Annotated in this window: 26 protein-coding genes and 2 tRNA genes; 17 read left to right on the top strand and 11 right to left on the bottom strand. The window is 40.1% G+C overall.

All coding sequences use genetic code 11. The annotated features are described in order from the left end of the window. Window positions 1-244 precede the first annotated feature (244 nt). From AN392_RS16895 to mgtE, 12 genes are all read left to right on the top strand, one after another. Window positions 245-1213 (top strand): calcium/sodium antiporter, encoded by a 969-nt coding sequence (locus AN392_RS16895; RefSeq protein WP_055013336.1) that lies wholly within the window; start codon window positions 245-247, stop codon window positions 1211-1213. A 3-nt stretch (window positions 1214-1216) separates the two neighbouring features. Further along, window positions 1217-2188: a KpsF/GutQ family sugar-phosphate isomerase gene (locus tag AN392_RS16890; protein WP_054202370.1), complete on the top strand. Its 972-nt coding sequence runs from the start codon at window positions 1217-1219 to the stop codon at window positions 2186-2188. Next, on the top strand, window positions 2189-2740 hold the full coding sequence (gene kdsC, locus AN392_RS16885) for a 3-deoxy-manno-octulosonate-8-phosphatase KdsC (protein ID WP_010390568.1): 552 nt from the start codon (window positions 2189-2191) through the stop codon (window positions 2738-2740). Beyond that, entirely contained in the window at window positions 2737-3291 is a 555-nt protein-coding gene (lptC, locus tag AN392_RS16880) for an LPS export ABC transporter periplasmic protein LptC (RefSeq protein ID WP_055013335.1), read from the top strand. The genes kdsC and lptC overlap by 4 nt, the downstream gene beginning before the upstream one ends. After that, the gene (lptA, locus tag AN392_RS16875; RefSeq protein ID WP_010390566.1) at window positions 3281-3820 is read left to right on the top strand and encodes a lipopolysaccharide transport periplasmic protein LptA; all 540 of its coding nucleotides are present in this window, start codon (window positions 3281-3283) and stop codon (window positions 3818-3820) included. The genes lptC and lptA overlap by 11 nt, the downstream gene beginning before the upstream one ends. Next, on the top strand, window positions 3817-4542 hold the full coding sequence (lptB, locus tag AN392_RS16870) for an LPS export ABC transporter ATP-binding protein (protein ID WP_010390565.1): 726 nt from the start codon (window positions 3817-3819) through the stop codon (window positions 4540-4542). The genes lptA and lptB overlap by 4 nt, the downstream gene beginning before the upstream one ends. Before the next feature lie 69 nt (window positions 4543-4611). After that, window positions 4612-6111 carry an RNA polymerase factor sigma-54 gene (locus tag AN392_RS16865; protein ID WP_055013334.1) on the top strand — a complete coding sequence of 500 codons (1500 nt, stop codon included), beginning with the start codon at window positions 4612-4614 and terminating at the stop codon, window positions 6109-6111. 26 nt (window positions 6112-6137) lie between these two features. Next, window positions 6138-6425, top strand: a complete 288-nt coding sequence (hpf, locus tag AN392_RS16860; protein ID WP_010390562.1) for a ribosome hibernation promoting factor — start codon at window positions 6138-6140, stop codon at window positions 6423-6425. 4 nt (window positions 6426-6429) lie between these two features. Next, complete coding sequence (gene ptsN / locus AN392_RS16855; protein WP_010390560.1) at window positions 6430-6882, top strand: PTS IIA-like nitrogen regulatory protein PtsN; 453 nt, start codon at window positions 6430-6432, stop codon at window positions 6880-6882. Between the two features lie 19 nt (window positions 6883-6901). Continuing rightward, window positions 6902-7744 carry an RNase adapter RapZ gene (gene rapZ, locus AN392_RS16850; RefSeq protein ID WP_010390558.1) on the top strand — a complete coding sequence of 281 codons (843 nt, stop codon included), beginning with the start codon at window positions 6902-6904 and terminating at the stop codon, window positions 7742-7744. A gap of 17 nt (window positions 7745-7761) precedes the next feature. Next, window positions 7762-8034: an HPr family phosphocarrier protein gene (locus AN392_RS16845; protein WP_008115514.1), complete on the top strand. Its 273-nt coding sequence runs from the start codon at window positions 7762-7764 to the stop codon at window positions 8032-8034. A gap of 106 nt (window positions 8035-8140) precedes the next feature. Then, window positions 8141-9499 (top strand): magnesium transporter, encoded by a 1359-nt coding sequence (gene mgtE, locus AN392_RS16840; RefSeq protein ID WP_008115512.1) that lies wholly within the window; start codon window positions 8141-8143, stop codon window positions 9497-9499. A gap of 69 nt (window positions 9500-9568) precedes the next feature. Here mgtE and AN392_RS16835 read toward each other — a convergent pair whose 3' ends face one another. Next, on the bottom strand, window positions 9569-11752 hold the full coding sequence (locus AN392_RS16835; protein ID WP_055013333.1) for a YgiQ family radical SAM protein: 2184 nt from the start codon (window positions 11750-11752) through the stop codon (window positions 9569-9571). 299 nt (window positions 11753-12051) lie between these two features. Between AN392_RS16835 and AN392_RS16830 the strand changes: the two genes are divergently transcribed. After that, complete coding sequence (locus tag AN392_RS16830) at window positions 12052-12600, top strand: SRPBCC family protein (RefSeq protein ID WP_054202374.1); 549 nt, start codon at window positions 12052-12054, stop codon at window positions 12598-12600. Further along, window positions 12569-13450, top strand: coding sequence for a TIGR03899 family protein (locus tag AN392_RS16825; protein WP_055013332.1), 882 nt, complete (start codon window positions 12569-12571; stop codon window positions 13448-13450). The genes AN392_RS16830 and AN392_RS16825 overlap by 32 nt, the downstream gene beginning before the upstream one ends. A 46-nt stretch (window positions 13451-13496) precedes the next feature. Here AN392_RS16825 and AN392_RS16820 read toward each other — a convergent pair whose 3' ends face one another. The 8 genes from AN392_RS16820 to AN392_RS16785 form a co-directional block, all read right to left on the bottom strand. Then, a complete protein-coding gene (locus AN392_RS16820) occupies window positions 13497-14267 on the bottom strand; it encodes a TIGR04219 family outer membrane beta-barrel protein (protein WP_054202376.1) in 771 nt (256 codons plus the stop codon). Window positions 14268-14270: 3 nt separating this feature from the next. After that, window positions 14271-15257 (bottom strand): DUF2333 family protein, encoded by a 987-nt coding sequence (locus tag AN392_RS16815; RefSeq protein WP_055013331.1) that lies wholly within the window; start codon window positions 15255-15257, stop codon window positions 14271-14273. Between the two features lie 8 nt (window positions 15258-15265). Next, window positions 15266-15775 carry a copper chaperone PCu(A)C gene (locus AN392_RS16810; RefSeq protein WP_010390550.1) on the bottom strand — a complete coding sequence of 170 codons (510 nt, stop codon included), beginning with the start codon at window positions 15773-15775 and terminating at the stop codon, window positions 15266-15268. Between the two features lie 78 nt (window positions 15776-15853). Further along, on the bottom strand, window positions 15854-16180 hold the full coding sequence (locus AN392_RS16805) for a hypothetical protein (RefSeq protein ID WP_010390549.1): 327 nt from the start codon (window positions 16178-16180) through the stop codon (window positions 15854-15856). A gap of 10 nt (window positions 16181-16190) precedes the next feature. Next, a complete protein-coding gene (locus tag AN392_RS16800; RefSeq protein ID WP_010390548.1) occupies window positions 16191-16397 on the bottom strand; it encodes a PspC domain-containing protein in 207 nt (68 codons plus the stop codon). A 10-nt stretch (window positions 16398-16407) separates the two neighbouring features. Next, window positions 16408-17088, bottom strand: a complete 681-nt coding sequence (locus AN392_RS16795; protein ID WP_055013330.1) for a PspA/IM30 family protein — start codon at window positions 17086-17088, stop codon at window positions 16408-16410. 261 nt (window positions 17089-17349) lie between these two features. Next, window positions 17350-18282 carry a tRNA dihydrouridine(20/20a) synthase DusA gene (dusA, locus tag AN392_RS16790; protein WP_036932963.1) on the bottom strand — a complete coding sequence of 311 codons (933 nt, stop codon included), beginning with the start codon at window positions 18280-18282 and terminating at the stop codon, window positions 17350-17352. Window positions 18283-18405: 123 nt separating this feature from the next. Continuing rightward, complete coding sequence (locus AN392_RS16785; protein ID WP_008115498.1) at window positions 18406-19026, bottom strand: MarC family protein; 621 nt, start codon at window positions 19024-19026, stop codon at window positions 18406-18408. A gap of 92 nt (window positions 19027-19118) precedes the next feature. Here AN392_RS16785 and AN392_RS16780 point away from each other — a divergent pair, with 92 nt between their 5' ends. From AN392_RS16780 to AN392_RS16770, 3 genes are all read left to right on the top strand, one after another. Continuing rightward, window positions 19119-19553 carry a transcriptional repressor gene (locus AN392_RS16780; RefSeq protein WP_008115496.1) on the top strand — a complete coding sequence of 145 codons (435 nt, stop codon included), beginning with the start codon at window positions 19119-19121 and terminating at the stop codon, window positions 19551-19553. 63 nt (window positions 19554-19616) lie between these two features. Next, window positions 19617-20084 carry a chemotaxis protein CheX gene (locus AN392_RS16775; protein WP_010390540.1) on the top strand — a complete coding sequence of 156 codons (468 nt, stop codon included), beginning with the start codon at window positions 19617-19619 and terminating at the stop codon, window positions 20082-20084. Then, entirely contained in the window at window positions 20081-20509 is a 429-nt protein-coding gene (locus tag AN392_RS16770) for a secondary thiamine-phosphate synthase enzyme YjbQ (protein ID WP_010390538.1), read from the top strand. Before AN392_RS16775 ends, AN392_RS16770 begins: the two co-directional genes overlap by 4 nt. Window positions 20510-20637: 128 nt before the next feature. Here the strand turns inward: AN392_RS16770 and AN392_RS16765 are convergent. Both AN392_RS16765 and AN392_RS16760 read right to left on the bottom strand, forming a co-directional pair. Further along, a tRNA-Gly gene (locus AN392_RS16765) sits at window positions 20638-20713 on the bottom strand. Window positions 20714-20761: 48 nt separating this feature from the next. Continuing rightward, window positions 20762-20837, bottom strand: a tRNA-Gly gene (locus tag AN392_RS16760).

Raw genomic sequence — 20837 nt, 5'->3', positions numbered from 1 at the left:
TATTTTAAGGGTTTTTTGGTCAAGATGGAAAAAACAATTCGTAAGATTTTGTAATAGCCACGTAAAAACAGCTATAAGACTGCGACAAATTGACTTAACCGATGCTTAAACAAGCAAGTTAACCCATTAAATAATTATTTTAATAACCGCCTAATGTATTACAGCTTACTCTTTTACTTATACTTTTATGGTGGCTTTTGTTACTATTCGCGCTATCTGAATTTACACTAACTGGCTTATCACAATGGTTACCTCGTTTGTCATTTTAATTCTCGGTTTTGCGGCTCTCGTATGGAGTGCGGACAGGTTTGTTTATGGTGCGGCGGCACTGGCTAAAAACTTTGGCGTACCAACATTAATTGTAGGTTTAACCGTGGTAGCTATGGGCTCATCGGCCCCTGAAATGATGGTATCCGCTTCGGCTGCTTTGGCAAATAAAACCGATACAGCCGTAGGTAATGCAGTTGGTTCAAACATCACTAACATATTATTAGTATTAGGTATTACAGCGCTTTTAAGACCGCTTTCAGTCTCTTCAAGTACATTAAAACGAGAAATTCCACTGGTATTATTGGTGTCTATCGCTACTTGGTATATTTTTTCAGATAACTACTTTTCGTTTTTTGAAGGCGCAGCCTTACTCTTTGGTTTTGTTGTTTTTATTAGTGGACTTATTTTTGTATCACTGCGAGCAAAAAACCAAGACGACCCCTTTGTTAGCGAAGCCTGTGATGAAGTACCTGATAATGTCCCAACCAAAAAAGCCGTTTTTTGGTTAGTCGTCGGAATGATTTTACTTCCTGTTAGCTCACACTTTTTAGTTGGCTCAGCCGTTGATATTGCAAAATATTTTGGCTTAAGTGACTTAGTAATTGGTTTAACCATAATAGCCATAGGCACCAGCTTACCTGAACTTGCAGCTTCCATTGCGGGTGTTCTTAAAAATGAAGATGATCTAGCACTGGGTAACATTGTTGGCTCAAATATTTTTAATATTCTCGCGGTGTTACCGCTGGCAGGATTAATTAACCCATCAGTTATTGACGCATCAGTAGCTAACCGTGATGTTTTAATTATGATCGGTGCAACCTTGGCACTTATTGCTATGTCATTGAACTTTAGAGGTCAAAGACGTATCAATAGACTAGAAGGTGGCGTACTCATCGTCGCATTTATGATTTATCAAGGTTATATTTTTAGTCAAGTAGGGTGATCCATGGCAACGCTAAATTTTATTCAACAAGGCTTGCGCGTCCTTGATATAGAACGTCAAGCACTCAGCGATATCGCACAATACGTTAATGAAAGCTTTGATCAAGCGTGCCAATTAATGTACGACTGCTCAGGCCGTATTATTGTTATTGGCATGGGTAAGTCGGGCCATATCGGTAATAAAATAGCAGCCACTTTAGCGAGTACTGGTAGCCCCGCATTTTTTGTACATCCTGGTGAAGCGAGTCATGGCGATTTAGGTATGATTACATCAAATGATGTGGTTATGCTTATATCTAACTCTGGCGAAACCAGTGAAGTGCTTAATATTATTCCGGTATTAAAACGCATTGGCGCAAAAATGATTGCTATGACAGGCAACGAAACGTCAACCATGGCAACATTGGCAAATGTGCATGTGTGTATTAAAGTTGAACAAGAAGCCTGCTCATTAGGCTTAGCGCCAACAGCAAGTACCACAGCAACACTCGCTATGGGCGATGCTATGGCGGTAGCATTATTAGAAGCCCGTGGTTTTACCGCTGATGATTTTGCACTGTCGCATCCAGGTGGCAGTTTAGGCAAACGCTTACTCTTAACCTTAAAAGATGTAATGCACAGCGGTATTCACACGCCTATTATTAATGAAACGCAAACCATTAAAGACGCCTTAATTGAAATGTCAGCCAAAGGGCTCGGCATGACCGCTATTATAAATAGTAATCAGCAATTATCGGGGTTGTTTACCGATGGTGATTTACGCCGTATTTTAGAGCAACGTATTGATATACACAGCACAGAAATTAATGTTGTGATGACAAAGTCATGTACAACAGCCACACAAGACATGCTCGCGGCTGAAGCACTGAACATTATGGAACAAAAACGTATTAATGGTTTAATTGTGATTAATGAGCATAATCAGCCCATTGGCGCACTAAATATGCAAGACTTACTAAAAGCGGGGGTGCTATAAATGCAGTTTGAAGATCTTTATCAGCCGTTAAGTGATGATGCAAAAGCGCGCGCAAAAAAAATAAAATTATTAATTTGCGATATTGATGGTGTTTTTTCTGATGGGCGCATTTATCTTGGCAACCAAGGTGAAGAGCTCAAAGCCTTTAATACCAAAGACGGGTTTGGCATTAAAGCCCTTATTAATAGTGGTTTTGAAGTTGCCGTGATCACAGGTCGTCACTCAAAAATAGTTCAACAACGTATGAGCAATTTAACCGTACAACATATATACCAAGGCCAAGAAGACAAACTCATTGCCTATCAAGAATTAAAACAAAAATTAGCGCTCAGCGATGAGCAAATAGCTTACATAGGTGACGATGGCCCTGACATGCCAGTGATGGAAAAAGTCGGGTTTGCAGTAGCCGTAAACGACGCTCACCCACTGATTAAACGTTTATCGCATTATGTCACTCAGTTGCCAGGCGGCTTTGGCGCAGTAAGAGAGTTAACAGATTTACTGATGCTTGAAAACAATAAGCCACTTACTAGCCAAGGAACCAGTTCATGAATGTAGCTCGCATTATACTGAGCATCTTATTCATAAGCTGTATGGTTTGGCTTTGGTATCCTTATTTTTCTCAGGTAGATATTATTGCGGATGAACAAACTCAAACTATTGCTAAGCCTGATTACACTGCGATTGAGCTAAAACAAACCGCTTATAATGAGCAAGGTAAAATAAGCCACAAAGTAACTGCGGTAAAAATGGAGTTATACCAACAACTTGGTTTTACCTTTTTTGAAAAACCTATATTTACGTTATACAACGAGCAGCAAACATGGCGTATTAACGCTGATGAGGCCACCCTCTACGACGATCGTCAACTCGTATTAGAGGGCAATGTAAAAGCGCTAAATTTAGCCGATAACGCCATGATCGATACGATCACAGCCGATAGCATCAATGTAGATATAAAACTACTCACTATGCAGTCAGAGCAGCCTGCCGTTATTACAGGACCTAATTTAAAAATCACAGGTAAAGGCCTTGAGGCCGATTTAAAAACCGAAGTGATTAAACTTATTAACCATACGCGAACCCTATATTATGACCAATAACCTATTTAAAATTCTAATTGTTCCTTCATTACTGATTGCATTTCATAGCCATGCAGAGGAAACCACTGAAGCTCCTGCGGCTAATCAAATCTCAATTAGTGCTGACAGGCAGGAAGGTCAATTAAAAGAAAACGTGGGCATTTTTGAGAAAAATGTTGAAATTATTCATGGTAATCGCCGTATCACAGCTGACCGTTTAGAAGTGCATAAACGCGATGACTTAGGCGATAACAAGCAATTATTAATTGCCACAGGCAGCCCTGCATATTTTGAAGAAACACAAGCCGATGGCACCATAATGAGCGCCAGTGCGAATGAAGTGCGTTACGATGTTTCGCAACGTTTTTTAACCTTAATCGGCGATGCCAGTATTGCTCAAGCAGGTCAAAAAATAACTGCTAAAAGTATCACCTACGATATAGAGCAGCAGTTAATTAGCGCAGAAAAAGACGAAAACTCAACAGACCGTGTACACACTATTTTAGTGCCTGTTGAAAACAAAAAAGAAGACGATAAAGGCCAACCATGAGCACATTAAAAGCAGAGCTATTAGCGAAAAGCTATAAAGGCCGTGAAGTGGTGAAAAACGTTGGTCTAGAAGTTGAAGCAGGCAGCATTGTCGGCTTACTTGGCCCCAATGGCGCAGGTAAAACCACGACCTTTTACATGATTGTAGGCCTTGTACCGAGCGATAAAGGTAAAATATCAATCGATGATCAAGATATCACTTTATTACCAATGCACAGTCGAGCTCGCCTAGGGATAGGATATTTACCACAAGAATCATCTATTTTTAGAAAGCTGACGGTTTATCAAAACTTAATGGCTATATTAGAAACACGTAAAGGGCTCAATAAGCAACAACGTGAAGATACTTTAAATAATTTACTTGATGAATTTAGTATTCAGCATATTCGTGACAGCCAAGGTATGGCTCTGTCAGGTGGTGAGCGTCGCCGTGTTGAAATTGCGCGAGCATTAGCAGCAAATCCTAAATTTATACTACTAGACGAACCCTTTGCAGGGGTTGATCCTATCTCTGTATTAGATATTAAAAAGATTATAGAGCACCTTAAAAACCGAGGAATTGGCGTATTGATCACAGATCACAACGTCCGCGAAACACTTGATGTTTGTGAAAAAGCCTACATAGTTTCTCATGGGGAGTTAATTGCATCAGGCACTCCAGAATATGTATTAAACGATAAAACAGTACGCGATGTTTATTTGGGCGAGCAGTTCAAGCTCTAATATGTGTGTTATTCCACTAAGCATCTGCTAAGATTAATCATACTAATTTAAAAGGATTGTTAGAGATAAATGAGGCAATCATTACAGCTGCGCATGGGCCAGCAACTTACAATGACTCCACAGTTGCAACAAGCAATTCGCTTATTGCAGCTCAGTACATTGGATCTCCAGCAAGAAATTCAAGAAGCACTCGATAGTAATCCCTTACTTGAAGTTGAAGAGCAAGATTACAGTGAAGATGCTGCGGGTAAAAACGAACAAAAAGCCGATACCGATGAATCAATGCTAAGTGCTTCAGCTGACGAAAAACCTAGCGAATATGAGCAAGATAGCGGCGAAGCCATGACCAAAGACACCATTAGCGATGATATGGCAATGGATGTTACATGGGATGAATACATGAGCGCAGCACCGGCCTCTTCCTCGGGACCAATGCCTGAAGATGAATCAATTTATCAAGGCTCTTCAACTGAAACACTGCATGAATATTTAATGTGGCAATTGCAACTGACGCCATTTAGCCCAACAGATGAAGCCATCGCGATTGCAATCGTAGAAGCTGTGGACGATTCTGGTATTTTAACCCTTAGCTGTGAAGAAATATTAGAAAGTTTTAATCAAGAAAACGACATAGAAGATGAAGTTGAACTTGATGAAATAGAAGCCGTTTTAAAGCGTATTCAGTTATTTGATCCGGTAGGAATAGCCGCGCGTAGTTTACAAGAGTGTTTGTGTATTCAACTAAATCAGTTTGACCAAGACACGCCTTTTTTAAACGAAACAAAAATGATCTTAACCGATCACATTGACTTACTGGCTGCGCGTGATTATCGCACGTTAATGAAAAAAACTAAGCTCAAAGAAGATGAGCTTAAAGAAGTCATGACGTTAATTCATACTCTTAGTCCCAAACCGGCAGACACTATTGTTAGAGAAGAGTCTGAGTACGTTATTCCTGATGTGTCGGTTAAAAAAATAAAAGGCCGTTGGGTGGTTGAACTAAACCCAGATAGCATGCCTAAAATTAGGGTAAACAGCCAATATGCAGCTATGTCGCGTACGGTGAAATCAAGCGGCGATAGCCAGTTTATTCGCTCACACTTACAAGAAGCTAAATGGTTTATAAAAAGCTTAGAAAGTAGAAACGACACACTGCTTAAAGTAACTAACTGTATTGTGCAGCAACAACAGGCCTTTTTTGAACATGGTCCTGAGGCGATGAAGCCTATGGTACTTAATGACGTGGCCGAAATGGTAGAAATGCACGAATCGACTATTTCACGTGTTACTACGCAAAAATACATGCACACACCACGCGGTATTTTTGAGCTTAAATATTTCTTTTCAAGCCATGTAAGCACTGAAAATGGTGGCGAATGTTCATCTACAGCAATACGCGCATTAATTAAAAAATTAATCGCTGCAGAAAACTCAGCTAAACCATTGAGTGATAGTAAAATTGCAGATATATTGGCTGAGCAAGGAATTAAAGTAGCAAGGAGAACTATTGCAAAGTATCGCGAATCTCTAGCTATTCCCCCGTCTAATCAACGTAAAAGTTTGATTTAAGGCGTACAACAAAGAGGAAAATGTTTATGCAACTGAATTTAACTGGTCGCCATGTAGATATTACCGACTCGCTTAGAGACTACGTAAATAGTAAATTTTCGAAGTTACAGAGGCACACTGATCACATAACGAATGTGCACGTTATTCTCGATGTAGAAAAACTAAACCAAAAAGCCGAAGCAACCGTTCATGTTAGTGGCGCTGAGATTTTTGCTTCTACTGAACATCAAGATATGTATGCTGCTATAGACTCGCTGATTGACAAGCTAGATCGTCAAGTAATTAAACACAAAGAGAAACTTGCTCGACACTAACACTATGAAACTAAGCTCACTTATCTGTCAGGACTGCAGTAAAGCTGCGGTCCTTTTTAATAGTAAAAAAAGAATTTTAGAATTTATCAGTGAATTGGCTCACAATAAACTGCCCTATTTAACACAACAAGATATTCTTAACGCGTTAACCGCCAGAGAAAAACTAGGGAGTACAGGTATAGGTCGAGGAATTGCAATTCCTCATGGTCGTATGAGTGGTGTACAAGAGCCTCTTGCACTTATATTAGTGAGCGAAACGGCTATTAATTTTGATGCGATAGATAACAGACCGGTCGACATTTTTGTTGCCTTAATTGTACCTGATGGTGACAATAAGCAGCATTTAAAAACCTTAGCCACTATAGCAGAAAAGCTCAACGATAAAGAATTTTGTAAGCAATTACGAGCGGCAAAATCCGACAATGAGCTGTATCAAGTAATTGTAAGTCAACCGTAGTAACAATTAAGGGTGATAAATGGAATTAATAATTATAAGTGGTCGCTCAGGTTCTGGTAAATCTGTTGCGCTGCGTGTTGTTGAGGATTTAGGTTATTATTGTGTAGATAATATTCCTTTAAATTTATTACCATCTCTTGTTCGTAGTGTTTCCGACAGCTACAACAAAATAGCCGTAAGTGTTGATGTGCGTAATTTACCTAAAGAGCAGCAACAGTTTAATGAAATCATTGAATATTTACCTGGTTTTACTAAGCCAACGGTGTTTTATTTAGACAGTGACGATCAAACCTTAATTAAACGCTTTTCAGAGACACGGCGCCTTCACCCTCTTTCGATTGACTCACTGCCACTTGATTTAGCAATAAAAAAAGAAAAACAACTCCTTGATGTGCTCATTAACCGTGCCGATTATATGATTGATACTACGGATTTAAGTGTGCATCAGCTGGCTGAATCTATTCGTGAAAAAATACTCGGTAAAAAAGACAAACAACTGATCATTACCTTTGAGTCATTTGGTTTTAAGCACGGTATACCCAAAGAAGCAGATTATGTATTTGACGCTCGCTTTTTACCAAACCCGCATTGGGAGCCTGAACTTAAGCCACTCACAGGGCTAGATCAACCAGTAAAAGACTACCTAGCCAGCCACAGCATAGTACAAAAATTTACATGGCAAATTCAAACATTCGTGCAAACATGGCTGCCTCATTTAGAAAGAAATAACCGCAGCTATTTGACCATAGCCATTGGCTGTACCGGAGGGCAACACCGCTCAGTTTATTTAGCGCAAACTATAGGTGAAAGCTTTGCAATGAGTCATCCTAATGTAAAAATTCGCCACCGAGAACAAGAATAAAGCTTGAGAGAATATTAATGCGGTTAGAAAACACATTTTTAATAAAAAACAAGTTAGGCCTGCATGCCAGAGCAGCTACGGTGCTGGCACAGCTTTCTGTGCAATTTGATGCCTCAATCACGTTATTTCAAGACGATAAACAAGCCGCTGGCGACAGTGTATTAGCACTTATGTTACTCGAAAGCAGTCAAGGCAAAGAAGTTAAGGTAGTATGTGAAGGCCCTGACGCAGAGCCTGCACTTAATGCAATTGGTGAGCTCATTGACCAACGATTTAATGAGCAAGAGTAATCCTGCTTATAAGCTAAGGTTAATAGTGGTTGAGGTAGTTTACTGATATAAAGTAAGATAAAGCGATACCCCATCATCGTGTAATAAAATTTAATTAAGGACGCCAATGCCTGAAGCTTTAGAACAAGATATTCCACTACAACAACTAAAACAGGTGACTAAGTCACTAAATAGTGGTCAATTTGTTCAAGTTAGGCGCATGCTAGCAAAAACGGCACCTTGTGATACCGCACTTCTTTTAGAATCATCTCCCCATAAAATTCGTCGTATGCTCTGGCAACTGGTTGATCCTGATGTACAGGGTGATGTACTTGAAGAGCTCTCTGAAGACGTACGTTTGGGCATTATTGCGCAAATGGCACCTGAGCACATTGCTGCTGCAACAGAAGATATGGGCCATGATGATTTAGGGGAAGTACTACGTAGCCTACCAGACACCGTATATAAAGACGTTGTTAGCGCTATGGATATTCAAGATAGAGAGCGTGCAACACAAGCTCTATCTTACCAAGAGCGCTCTGCTGGCGCCTTGATGAATATCGATACGGTAACTATTCGCCCAGATGTGACTCTAGATGTTGTACTGCGTTATATTCGCTTACGTGGTGAACTGCCAGAGGGCACCGATGACTTATACGTTGTAGATAAACATAACTGTTTTTTAGGCGCCTTATCGCTAAGCACTTTATTAACTAATCCCCCTGAAAAAATTGTTCAGGATTTAATGGATGAAGAGTGTGAATCTATTCCTATTTCAATGGATGAAAGCGAAGTAGCGCAACTATTTGAACGGCATAACTGGATATCGGCACCAGTTGTCGATGACAACGCGCATTTGCTTGGTCGTATTACTATTGATGATATCGTTGATGTTATCCGTGAAGATGCAGAGCATAGCTTATTAAGCTTAGCGGGTCTTGATGATGAAGAAGATACCTTTGCGCCGGTCTTAAAAAGCTCTAAAAAGCGCTCAATTTGGCTAGGTGTAAACTTACTAACTGCATTGCTGGCTGCAATTGTGGCGAGCTTTTTCGAAAACACCTTAGCTATATTACCAATTCTTGCTGTGCTCAATGGCATTGTCCCGTCAATGGGTGGGGTTGCAGGCAGCCAAACCTTAACTTTGGTTATTCGCGGTATCGCGGTGGGCCATATCAACCAAACTAACCAACGTTTTTTATTATTAAAAGAACTCGCTATCGGCGCGATTAACGGTATGGTTTGGTCTATCCTAATTGCCGGTGTCGTTGCGCTTTGGCAATGGGATTTCAAACTCGGTGGTGTTTTAGCGTTTGCTATGTTTATGAATTTAGTTGCAGCAGGTATTGCGGGTGCTAGTATCCCACTATTACTTAAAAAAATGAAAATAGATCCAGCACTGGCAGGCAGTGTGGTACTAACCACAGTAACTGATATTGTTGGTATATTTGCCTTTTTAGGCACTGCAACTTGGTTATTGATTTAGGCTCTAATCTTTTTATAAATAAAAACACCGCGTCAATACGCGGTGTTTTTGTTTAAGCCGATAATTACTTTACCTTGCGCGCTGGCGATTACCGCCCACCTTAGGTTTAGTGTTGGCTTTTTTAAACTGACTAAAGCCAGTATGACGAGTAAGCGCAGGGCGACCGCCCTTGTTACCTTTACCGCCTTTGGCTTGCCTTTCATCTCTGCCTTCTTCTGGCACTAAACAATTTGGACCTTTACCAATGAGTTTAGCTTTGCCCATGTTACGAAGGGCTTCACGGATCATTGGCCAACCGGCAGGATCATGGTAACGTAAAATTGCTTTATGCAAACGACGCTGGCGCGCGCCCTTTGGCACCGCAACTTGCTCAGTATTATTTTTAATATTGCGTAGCGAGTTCATTTCAGTATGATAAATGGTGGTCGCATTAGCCATCGGTGACGGATAAAAGTTTTGCACTTGATCAAGCTTAAAGTCATTCGATTTCAGCCACAAAGCCATATTAACCATGTCTTCGTCTTTAGTCCCTGGGTGAGCAGAAATAAAGTATGGAATTAAATACTGCTTTTTACCCGCTTCTTTAGAGTACTTATCAAATAGCGCTTTAAATTCATCATAGGCGCCCATACCCGGCTTCATCATTTTTGATAATGGGCCGTCTTCTGTGTGTTCTGGGGCTATTTTTAAATATCCACCAACATGATGAGTTACTAGCTCTTTAACGTAACGAGGATCACGTACAGCAAGGTCATAACGCACGCCTGAAGCAATTAAGATCTTTTTGATCCCTTTAACCTCACGCGCTTTTTTATATAAATCGATAGTCGGGGTATGGTCAGTATCCATATGCTTACAAATATCAGGATACACACAAGACAAGCGGCGACAGGTACTCTCTGCTTTTTTACTGGTACAACGCAGTTTGTACATATTTGCGGTTGGTCCGCCTAAATCAGAAATAACCCCAGTAAAGCCTGGTACTTTATCTCTAATTTGCTCAATCTCTTCAATAATTGATTCTTGAGATCGGCTTTGAATTATTCGTCCTTCATGCTCGGTAATAGAACAAAACGAACAGCCGCCAAAACAACCGCGCATTATATTTACCGACGTTTTAATCATATCGTAAGCAGGAATTTTATTATCGCCATAACTTGGATGCGGAATACGCTGATACGGTAAACCAAAAACATCATCCATTTCTTGGGTTTCAAGTGGATAAGCTGGCGGGTTCACCCAAATAGAGCGATCGCCATGACGCTGAAATAACGCTCTTGCACAACCAGGGTTGGTTTCTTGGTGCAAAATACGCGATGCATGGGCATACAATGGTTTATTAACACTGACCTGCTCAAAAGCGGGTAACTTAACGTAAGTTTTTTCCCATGGCTTAGGGCGCGCAGGCTGAATGGTAATTGGTTTTGCAGCTTCGGCTTTTAAATCAATACCCGCTTGCTTAAATTCTGATTTAGCACAACCCACATCATCCGCACCATAAGGATTAGGAATAGGGTCTATTTTACCAATTTTATCAATGGCTGTTGAATCACTGCCACGCCAACCGGGTAAAGGCTCTTTACGAATAACCGCCGTGCCTCTCACATCTTGTATCGTATCCATGGTTTCACCCGCAGCGATACGATGCGCTACTTCAACTAACGGGCGTTCGGCATTACCATAAATTAAAATATCGCCTTTAGCGTCAAATAATACGCTACGACGTACTTTTTCTTGCCAATAGTCGTAATGAGCAATACGACGCAAGCTGGCTTCAATGCCCCCTAAAACGAGCGGCACATCTTTATAGGCTTCACGACAACGTTGCGAGTATATGATCACGGCGCGATCGGGGCGTTTGCCACCTACATTTCCCGGTGTGTAAGCATCATCATGGCGCATTCGTTTTTCAGCGGTGTAACGATTGATCATCGAATCCATGTTACCGGCTGTAATACCAAAAAATAAGTTAGGCTTACCCAATGCCATAAAGGCATCTTTCGAGTTCCAATCAGGCTGAGCAATAATGCCCACTCTAAACCCCTGTGCTTCAAGCACACGGCCAATTACGGCCATCCCAAAACTAGGATGGTCTACATAAGCATCACCGCTAATAATAATAATATCGCAGCTATCCCAGCCAAGCGCGTCCATTTCTTCGCGTGTTGTTGGTAAAAATGGGGCTGTGCCATAACACTCAGCCCAATACTTAGGGTATGAGAATAAGCCGCGATCAGCTTTTAATGTGCTCATAAAATTGGCCGTTCAATAACAAAAGGCGCGAATTATACCCTATCGACATCCACGTTGATATAGCACAAAATGAAAGCACTGATTAAAAATTGTTTACCTTTATCGCATTACTAAAACAGACAAATCATCTAAGCTGATTACTGCTAATGTCTGCTTTTAGATTTATTTAAAGTAGATAAACTAGATAAAAATGATCGACTCTAGGCTAAACTATTAAATAAGCTGTGATTATTAATAATTCATAGATGCTGTAATATTAAAACCAATGAGGCATACCTATTAAACTACTTAAACAATTAATGCAGTTTTCAGCCATCTTACTGTTGGCGTTTGTTGTTGTGGGATTACTTTTACCACAAAACTATCACGTGCAAAAAAGCATTAAAATAAATGCCCGCCCTCCTGTTATAAAGTCATTAGTGGAAGATTTTACTCAGTGGTACAAATGGTCGCCGTGGCAGCAAATAGATCCCAATATTGAATTTAGCATTGGTGAACCTAGTGCTGGTGCGGGAGCCTATCAATCTTGGCAAGGAAAGTGGGGGCAAGGCGAAATGACAATCACTTCATTAAGCGCCAATGAAGTTGTATTTAATGTATTATTTAATCAAGAACATATTATTACTAGCCGATTACTATTTAGCCCCCATGCAAAAACTGTAACCTGGCATATAGAAGGACAAGCAACTGTGCCGCTTATATCTGGCTATGTTGCTATATTTGCTGAAAATATATTAAGTAATATAGTCACCTTAGGGCTAAATAACCTAAAGACGGTAGCCCAACTCAGTGATGCACAAGCAATAATGGAAAGCCATGACAGTCAAAACCGCACAAGCCAGAATTAAACTTGCCAATATTATTGAGTCACTGTTAGGTTACTCGGTCACAAAAGTGAGTAATACGCCTGCAGCTGATGAAAAAACCTATAATACGCAGGGTAAATCAAAGTCTCTTTACCGTATTAATAGCGAGCATTCAGTGTTAGCTCGAGCACAAAAAAGACAAGATCTACTGCTAATAAAACAACAACAAAATATCGAGACTATTTTAGCCTTGGCAATGGAGTTTTGTCCTGATGTAGCCTGCGCTAAACAGCCTGATGCCGATTGGGTAGAGCACTTTATTGCCTTGTGTGAAGATACCTCAAATCAATCAATGCAAACATTGTGGGCAAAAATTTTTACTGGCGAAACCATTAGCCCAGGTACTTTTTCTATAAAAAGCTTACAAACTCTCAAACACATGACCCAGCGCGAAGCGGATTCATTAAGAAAGTGTGTGTCTATTTCAGGGTATAACGAAAAGGATAGTAGTCACCTAATATTTTTAGGTTATTACAAAAAGCCCTCGTTATTTGATTTATTAGGCAAGGGAAATAAAGTGTCATTAAGCATAGGTAAAAGCGGTGTGAGCTTTCCTGATGTTTTGACCTTAATGGACTTAAACTTGCTTTATCGTAAAGAGATTGAATCCGCTGCATTAAAAGCAGGACAAGAGATCACCCTCTCCTTTTTAACTCAAAAACTAACTTTAAAAGCAAAAAGTAACGACTTAGTACTAAGCTATTATAAGTTTACCCAAACTGGTGATGAACTGTTTAGACTAATGAATTACCCAATTAATAAAGTGTACAAACAGTTAATTGGTGCAGCATTTGAAGGGGAATTTGAATTAGTGTGGCACACTTCAAAATAACTAAAAAAAGCCACACAAGGTGGCTTTTCATTAAACTAATCGGCGCTTAAAAATGAACTTGTATGCCCGCAAATGGCCCCGATGCATCAATATCAGTATTAATATCATCTACATCATCAAGCTCTAAAACCATAGAGCGGTAACCCGCTTTAACCGCAACATCAACCGCTAGGTTATCAATCAACTCCCAAGCAATACCCATTTGGTAATCTCGTACTTTACTGTCATCAATAGCTAAAAAGCTGCCTTCAGCAAAAACACTTAAACCACTAAACGGTAAACCCGCTTCGAAACGTCCATACGCTAAAGGCACTACACCTGAGAACTCTTCAATTTCAGTGAAGTTAGCGCCACCTTGTTGCGATGTACCTGTTACCACAAGCTCACCATCAAACTGCTTAGCATTAATACCTAAATCAATTGAGATTAAGTCGTTATCAAAAATTTCATAATACAGAATATAATCAATGTGCGATAAGTCAGTGACTGAATTAACATCAGTGCCAACAATATAATCAGAGCCATTAAAGCTAAATGTATCTTCAAGTTGCGTTGAACCGGTTAGTTCAAGCTCAGTGTATTTTAGTTTTAAGTTTGGCACTAATGGAACCGGATGCTCAAGTGCGGCGTAATAGCTAACAAAAGTCTCATCTTCAAAATTGAAGTTTTGTAGGGCGTTATTATTATCAGAAAAGCTACCGTCATTATCGGCTTTCCAACCATCAACCCCTACATACAAACCCAATACAGTATCGGCTTGTGCTACAGGTGCTAAACATGCCATTGATAAGGCTGCTGCTATACAATACTTTTTCATTTTTTATCCTTGCGCTAATAATTCGCTAAGTTCAATCAGTGCCGCATTGGCTCTAGAGATATAATTTGCCATAACGAGTGAATGGTTGGCGACATAACCGAATCCGTTGCCGTTTAAAATTATTGGGCTCCAAACGGTTTCTTGGGTCGCTTCAAGCTCGCGTATAATTTGTTGTAAACTAACACGGGCGTTCTTTTTATCAAGTACTTCGGCAAAATCATATTCAACCGCTTGTAAAAAATGTAGTAAAGCCCAAGTAGCACCGCGTGACTCATAAAATACATCATCAATTTCCCACCACGATGCTCTTACTTGTTGTTGTAATGGCGTATAAGTAGCTTGTGTATTTGAAGAGTTGCCTGCTAAATCGGTATTTACCTTGTCTTGACCTACACTCGCACTCAAACGTTGGCTTAAACTACCTAAGCGTTTTTCAGCTTCTTTTAACCAACTGCGTAAATTATCTGCACGTGAGTAAAATTGGCTATCGCGCTCATGCTGATTCGCAATTTGAGAACGGTATACTAATAAGTAATCAATGCCCTTTTGATATTCGCCCTCAGCACTTGGCCATGCCCATGCTTCAGAACTAATATTAAATTGTGGCTGTGCTTTTTTAAGCGCTTCGTGCTCAGTAGATTGTGACTGTGAACGACTAAAATCTTTTCGCATTGATAGTGCTAAATCACGCACCATTTCCAACGCGCCATACTCCCAAGCGGGCATGTTGTCCATTATTACGCTCGGTGGCAGTACATCATTTGATAAATAACCGCCTGACTTAGTTAAGAGGGTATCAGCGACGGTGATAAGCGTTGAAGTTGTTACATACCCTGTTACTGGTTTTTCACTGCGTTGCTGCGCTTGCTGCTTGGCATTTTGTACCACATCAAAACGTGCAGGCTCTATGCTCCAGTACACTGCAATAGCGTAAAATACGACAAACAATAATACCAATGCCGTTATTATTTTTCCTTTATGCTGTGACATTTATCCCCCTAATGATGACTATGATCTTTTGATGCTTTTACCGGCTCAGCTTGCGATGCTAGCGAAACTACTTTCGCATTGGTGAATACTCGATTCCCGTCTTCAAAATATAGCGTGAGTTTGCGTTCTTGACCTACTTTTAACGGCTCTTGTGGTTCAAACACCATTAAATGGTAGCTTCCAGGCTTAAAATCGAGTTGCTGGTGAGCTTTAATAAGCAATGATTCTACTTTTTGCATTTTCATCATGCCATCAGCGTGAACGTGCTCATGGATCTCAACACGACCTAAACCATCTATGGTCGCTCTTGTGAGTGTTGCCGGCACATTACTGTGGTTTTCAATACTAAAATAACCCACGCTGGCTTTAGTGGCAGGTAAAAACTCTCTTACTTGCGCATTTGTTACTTGTAATTGCGCAACAACACTATCGTGTTCATGCCCTTCGTGCGCCAATAACGAAGACGAAAAAACACCCACCAATAATGCACTTGCACTTAAAATACATTGTTTAATCATCAGTAAAATCCTTGTTAAAACATAAAAATATAGTCCAAATTTATCATAATTCCCTAATATTAGGCAGCTAATTTAAGTTTAAGAAGCCACTTTTTTGTTATCTGCGATTAACCAGCACAACCCTGCCACAAACAATAATGGCCAAGCAATCATCAGTGATCCGAATAAAAAGGCTAATATAGTTCCAGCCAGTGCCACCATCGCCGCGCCAACAAGCCCCATGGTTACCAAAGCAGCAATCGCAATAACAACAATAATGGCGATTAACGCCCCAATAAGCTCTATACCAGTCCAACTAATATCTGAGATCCACAACGGAAATTGCCATACATCAAAATGAATTATCGAGCCGCTATTAATCAAAAATAATGTAACAATAAGTAGGCATACGGCGAGAGTTTTCATGTCGTTCCCCTTACACTGCTTTTTCTTCAAGACAACAGTGCGCAATTAAATAACCTAGCGCCACTGCAAACGGAAAACTTAAAAATAATAAAACGGTGACTAAACGAGTAGACCATACCGGAAAGTCTAGTCGGTAGGCTAACCCACTACAGACACCTGATATTTTTTTGTTAAGCGTATTTTTATACCAACGACGATGCGTATTAAAATTATTCATAACAATCTCCTTAGGCTGTTTGTTTGTTAGCAGTATTTAAACTCGCTTTTAAACTTGCCAGTTCTGCATCAATTTTTTCGTTTTTAACCAGTGACTCAATTTGCGTCGCAGTATTGCTCGCTGTATCTGTCAGCTCATATGCTTCAACCTGCGATTCAACACTCTCAACACGACGCTCAATTTGCTCAAATCGTGATAAAGCAGTGGCTACTTTATCACTCTGCAGCTGAGTATTTATCTTTGCTCTTGCCTCAACCACATTTTCACGCTTTACAAGTTGTGCTTGCTTAGCTTTAGCCTGTGTCATTTTTTGCTGTAGGCGCTCACAGTCCTCTGTGATTTTTACAATTGATTGCTGCAATGTCTCAAGCTGTGTTTGTAAGCATTCTATGTTTTTTTCAACTGTGTGTTTTTCAGCTAGTGCTGATTTAGCTAAATCGTCACAATTTTTTGCAATGGCATGTTCGGCCTTTAATTGCCAATTTGTGAGCGCTTGTTGTTTATTGCTTATTTGACGCTTGATATTCTTTTCTTCACATAATAATGCCGCCGCGGTGCTACGACACTCATTAAGTGCCTCTTGCATTTCGGTTAGCATCAAATTAAGTAGTTTTTCTGAATCTTCTGCTTTATCAAGCATAGCTACGATATTTGCTTGAATGACGTCGTTTACGCGATTAAATATACCCATGTTATTCTCCTGATGATTTTTTATTTATACATCAACAGGATTCCAAGAGTTATGCCAACAACTTAAAATTATTTTATTTTCATTAAATATCATTAACTTAAATTGCTTTTGGCGGGTAAGTTAATGACTAGTCACTGAATGTAATTAAGTCAGATTAGCTAATAAATTACATTTTTGACTAAAATTTGGGATCAAAAAAAGCCACCTGAGGTGGCTTTTTCTATAAAGAGGATCTGTTACGCCAATTGCATTAAATTGGCATTACTCGGGTACGTAACTTAGTGCCTTATCCATAACACTTAAATCAGCTTGCTTGCCATGACCATTTTCAGATAAGTGGCGTCTAAAACCACGCGCACCGGGTTGCCCCTGAAAAATACCCAACATATGGCGTGCAACATGCCAAAAATTAGCCCCTAAACGCATCTCTTCTTCAATGTAATCATACATAGAGCGTACAACATCATGTCGAGACTGAGTATTAGCCGCATCACCATAAATTTTTTCATCTACTTCATTAAGCATAAATGGATTACTGTAAGCCTCTCGGCCAACCATAACCCCGTCTATGTACTGTAAATGCTCAAGGCTTTGCTCAATGGTTTTAACACCACCATTAATACTTAAATCAAGTTGTGGGTAATCTTTTTTAAGCTGGTAAACGCGGGGGTAGTTAAGCTCAGGAACTTCGCGATTTTCTTTTGGGCTCAACCCTTTTAGCCATGCCTTACGGGCATGAATAATAAAGTCATCACAGCCAACTTTATGTGAAGCCTCTATCAAAGCACATAAAAACTCATAAGAATCTTGCTCATCAATACCAATACGAGTTTTAACCGTAACCGGAATATTCACTTCACTTTTCATTGCAGCAACACACTCTGCAACTAAATTAGGCTCAGCCATTAAACAGGCACCAAAACGTCCATTTTGCACGCGATCTGACGGACAACCTACATTAAGGTTTATTTCATCATAACCACGCTCACCAGCAAGCTTGGCACACTGTGCTAGCGCTTGCGGATCGGATCCTCCTAATTGCAATGCCACAGGGCCTTCGTGCTGATTAAAATGCAAGTAGTCACCGCGGCCGAATAAAATAGCGCCAGTAGTGATCATTTCAGTGTAGAGCACGGTGTGTTTTGTCATTTTACGATGAAACGTACGACAGTGGCGATCAGTCCAATCAAGCATGGGTGCCACGCTAAAGCGTCGATTTAAAGTACGTTTATCCAAAATGTGATCCTCAAAAATTTATAATTTAAGCACAGCTTAAACGGCGCTGCATTTTACACAAAAGCCCTATGCGCAGCAATATTAAGCAAACACTTGCAAGCCAAAGTATTGTGCAATACCGTTTAAAATATTAGTCACCGCGACTGAGCTTAAAATTAACCCCATAATTCGACTAATAATACTCGCCCCACTATCACCTATTATTTTATGTACATGCGTAGCAAGTAATAACAAAATCAGTACCACCACTAAAACAGCTAACATCATTGATGAAGTAATCATTTGTTCAACCCAGGTATATTCCTCATTGCGTGTCATTAATACTGCACCTAACATGGCACCGGGACTGGCTATTGATGGGATAGCGAGCGGAAAAATAGCGGTTTCAGTGCTGTCTCTAACACTTTTAATTTCAGCTTCAGGCTTGCTTTCACCAAAGGTCATGGAGAGTGCAAAAATTAATAAAATTAAACCACCCGCTATTTGAAATGCCGAGAGCGGGATCTCAATCACATTCAGTAATTGCTCGCCAGCAACTACAAAAAATAACAGCACTAAAGCAGATACACCCACGGCTTTAAAAATCACTTTACGCTTAAACTTGTCGTCATCTCCACGAGTTACGGCGATAAAAACCGGGATTGTGCCAATTGGATCGATAACCGCAAAAAAGAAAATAAATATAGCTAATAGTTCATGCATTAATGAGTACCTTTTCACTAAATCGGTTAATAAAACGCTGCAACTACAATACAGTATGTTAGTATATCACGGCAGCGTAAGGATGAGAGAAGATGAATATAGAATCACTCGTAAGTAAAGCAAAACAAGTGTGCGACAACCGTGGTGCGCGATTCACACCAATTCGCGAGAAGGTATTTCGTTTATTGGCCAGTGCCCAAGGTGGTGTGGGGGCGTACGATTTACTTGAGCAATTGAAAGTCACTGAAACAGGTGCTAAACCTGCAACGATTTATCGTGCTTTAGACTTTTTAGCCGAACTCGGTTTTATTCATAAAATTGAAAGCACCAATGCATTTATGTTGTGTCATCATTTTGATCATATTCATCCTGTTCAGCTATTAATTTGTGATAGCTGCGGCTTTGTTAAAGAGCTGCACTCAACAGTAATTTCACATGAGCTCAATAACTTGGCAGCCGAAAGTGGCTTTGTAGTTTCCGGGCAAACAATAGAAGCACATGGTAAATGTGACTCTTGCCGAGCATAGATAAGCGACTATAGCTATACTTTGCGTATAACCTTTATCAGTACCAATTTAAGGACATCTAATATGAATGTAGAGTTCATTAATCCCTTTTTAGCTTCTTTGATGAATGTATTGAGCACTATGGCTCAAACTCAGTTAAAACCAGGCAAGCCACGCATTAAAACAGATGAGATAGCCTGTGGTGATGTATCGGGATTAATTGGTATGGTTGGCCCTCAAACTCGCGGTTCATTTTCAATTACCTTCGACGAAGGTTTAGCGCTGACCATTATGGAACGAATGTTAGGCGAACGACCAGACGACATAAATGAAGAAGTAACCGACATGGTCGGTGAAATAACTAATATGGTTACCGGTGGTGCTAAGAATTTATTAGGTGAAAAAGGCTATGATTTTGCCATGGCAACACCCATTGTTGTGTCTGGTAAAAACCACACTATTACTCACAAAAGTGACGGCAAAAAAATTCTTATGCCGTTTACCAGTGACGCAGGTAATGCCAATATTGAAGTGAGTTTTGATAAGCTATGAGCTGGTCGCAAACCACAATTACATTAAAGCCTCGCTCGCGGGGCTTTCATTTAATTGATAACGACATACTCAATCAACTCCCACAAATAAGCCAATTTAAAGTTGGTTTATTACACTTATTTATTCAACACACCTCAGCCAGCTTAACCATTAATGAAAATGCCGATCCTACCGTGCGTATGGATATGGAAAGCCACTTTAATCAATTTGTTCCAGAGCGCCAGCCTTATTACCGTCATGACTATGAGGGCGATGATGATATGCCTGCCCATATAAAAACCAGTACCTTAGGTTGCGAATTAACTATACCTATTAGCCATGGTCAGTTAGCACTAGGAACTTGGCAAGGAATATACTTAGGTGAGCACCGTGATCATGGTGGTTCAAGGCACATTATTGCAACTTTGCAAGGCGAAGCGTTTTAGATTTTACAACATAGATCATTCGCACACATTGAACATTTCAAAAAAGTTACATAAATTAAATTTATAATGATTCGCGTATGGGTCATTTTTTGCTATTTGAAAATGAATATCTGTAAAGTAAATAAGATTGGAGCGGTACACGAGGCTCGAACTCGTGACCTCGACCTTGGCAAGGTCGCGCTCTACCAACTGAGCTAGTACCGCATTTAATATCGTATTTTAATTTTACTACAATTTCTTTTGGTGAGAAATTGGAGCGGCACACGAGGCTCGAACTCGTGACCTCGACCTTGGCAAGGTCGCGCTCTACCAACTGAGCTAGTGCCGC

It is taken from the genome of Pseudoalteromonas sp. P1-16-1b (assembly GCF_001401785.1).
Lineage (GTDB): Bacteria > Pseudomonadota > Gammaproteobacteria > Enterobacterales > Alteromonadaceae > Pseudoalteromonas > Pseudoalteromonas undina.
Note: the sequence above shows the minus strand (reverse complement) of the source record. Positions and strands in the feature narration are given on the sequence as shown.

What these genes read in the sequence shown, in the direction of transcription:
- AN392_RS16895 (WP_055013336.1), top strand. Translation starts at nt 245, where the DNA reads ATGGTTACCTCGTTTGTCATTTTAATTCTCGGTTTTGCGGCTCTCGTA.
- AN392_RS16890 (WP_054202370.1), top strand. Translation starts at nt 1,217, where the DNA reads ATGGCAACGCTAAATTTTATTCAACAAGGCTTGCGCGTCCTTGATATA.
- kdsC (WP_010390568.1), top strand. Translation starts at nt 2,189, where the DNA reads ATGCAGTTTGAAGATCTTTATCAGCCGTTAAGTGATGATGCAAAAGCG.
- lptC (WP_055013335.1), top strand. Translation starts at nt 2,737, where the DNA reads ATGAATGTAGCTCGCATTATACTGAGCATCTTATTCATAAGCTGTATG.
- lptA (WP_010390566.1), top strand. Translation starts at nt 3,281, where the DNA reads ATGACCAATAACCTATTTAAAATTCTAATTGTTCCTTCATTACTGATT.
- lptB (WP_010390565.1), top strand. Translation starts at nt 3,817, where the DNA reads ATGAGCACATTAAAAGCAGAGCTATTAGCGAAAAGCTATAAAGGCCGT.
- AN392_RS16865 (WP_055013334.1), top strand. Translation starts at nt 4,612, where the DNA reads ATGAGGCAATCATTACAGCTGCGCATGGGCCAGCAACTTACAATGACT.
- hpf (WP_010390562.1), top strand. Translation starts at nt 6,138, where the DNA reads ATGCAACTGAATTTAACTGGTCGCCATGTAGATATTACCGACTCGCTT.
- ptsN (WP_010390560.1), top strand. Translation starts at nt 6,430, where the DNA reads ATGAAACTAAGCTCACTTATCTGTCAGGACTGCAGTAAAGCTGCGGTC.
- rapZ (WP_010390558.1), top strand. Translation starts at nt 6,902, where the DNA reads ATGGAATTAATAATTATAAGTGGTCGCTCAGGTTCTGGTAAATCTGTT.
- AN392_RS16845 (WP_008115514.1), top strand. Translation starts at nt 7,762, where the DNA reads ATGCGGTTAGAAAACACATTTTTAATAAAAAACAAGTTAGGCCTGCAT.
- mgtE (WP_008115512.1), top strand. Translation starts at nt 8,141, where the DNA reads ATGCCTGAAGCTTTAGAACAAGATATTCCACTACAACAACTAAAACAG.
- AN392_RS16835 (WP_055013333.1), bottom strand. Translation starts at nt 11,752, where the DNA reads ATGAGCACATTAAAAGCTGATCGCGGCTTATTCTCATACCCTAAGTAT.
- AN392_RS16830 (WP_054202374.1), top strand. Translation starts at nt 12,052, where the DNA reads ATGCAGTTTTCAGCCATCTTACTGTTGGCGTTTGTTGTTGTGGGATTA.
- AN392_RS16825 (WP_055013332.1), top strand. Translation starts at nt 12,569, where the DNA reads ATGACAGTCAAAACCGCACAAGCCAGAATTAAACTTGCCAATATTATT.
- AN392_RS16820 (WP_054202376.1), bottom strand. Translation starts at nt 14,267, where the DNA reads ATGAAAAAGTATTGTATAGCAGCAGCCTTATCAATGGCATGTTTAGCA.
- AN392_RS16815 (WP_055013331.1), bottom strand. Translation starts at nt 15,257, where the DNA reads ATGTCACAGCATAAAGGAAAAATAATAACGGCATTGGTATTATTGTTT.
- AN392_RS16810 (WP_010390550.1), bottom strand. Translation starts at nt 15,775, where the DNA reads ATGATTAAACAATGTATTTTAAGTGCAAGTGCATTATTGGTGGGTGTT.
- AN392_RS16805 (WP_010390549.1), bottom strand. Translation starts at nt 16,180, where the DNA reads ATGAAAACTCTCGCCGTATGCCTACTTATTGTTACATTATTTTTGATT.
- AN392_RS16800 (WP_010390548.1), bottom strand. Translation starts at nt 16,397, where the DNA reads ATGAATAATTTTAATACGCATCGTCGTTGGTATAAAAATACGCTTAAC.
- AN392_RS16795 (WP_055013330.1), bottom strand. Translation starts at nt 17,088, where the DNA reads ATGGGTATATTTAATCGCGTAAACGACGTCATTCAAGCAAATATCGTA.
- dusA (WP_036932963.1), bottom strand. Translation starts at nt 18,282, where the DNA reads ATGCTTGATTGGACTGATCGCCACTGTCGTACGTTTCATCGTAAAATG.
- AN392_RS16785 (WP_008115498.1), bottom strand. Translation starts at nt 19,026, where the DNA reads ATGCATGAACTATTAGCTATATTTATTTTCTTTTTTGCGGTTATCGAT.
- AN392_RS16780 (WP_008115496.1), top strand. Translation starts at nt 19,119, where the DNA reads ATGAATATAGAATCACTCGTAAGTAAAGCAAAACAAGTGTGCGACAAC.
- AN392_RS16775 (WP_010390540.1), top strand. Translation starts at nt 19,617, where the DNA reads ATGAATGTAGAGTTCATTAATCCCTTTTTAGCTTCTTTGATGAATGTA.
- AN392_RS16770 (WP_010390538.1), top strand. Translation starts at nt 20,081, where the DNA reads ATGAGCTGGTCGCAAACCACAATTACATTAAAGCCTCGCTCGCGGGGC.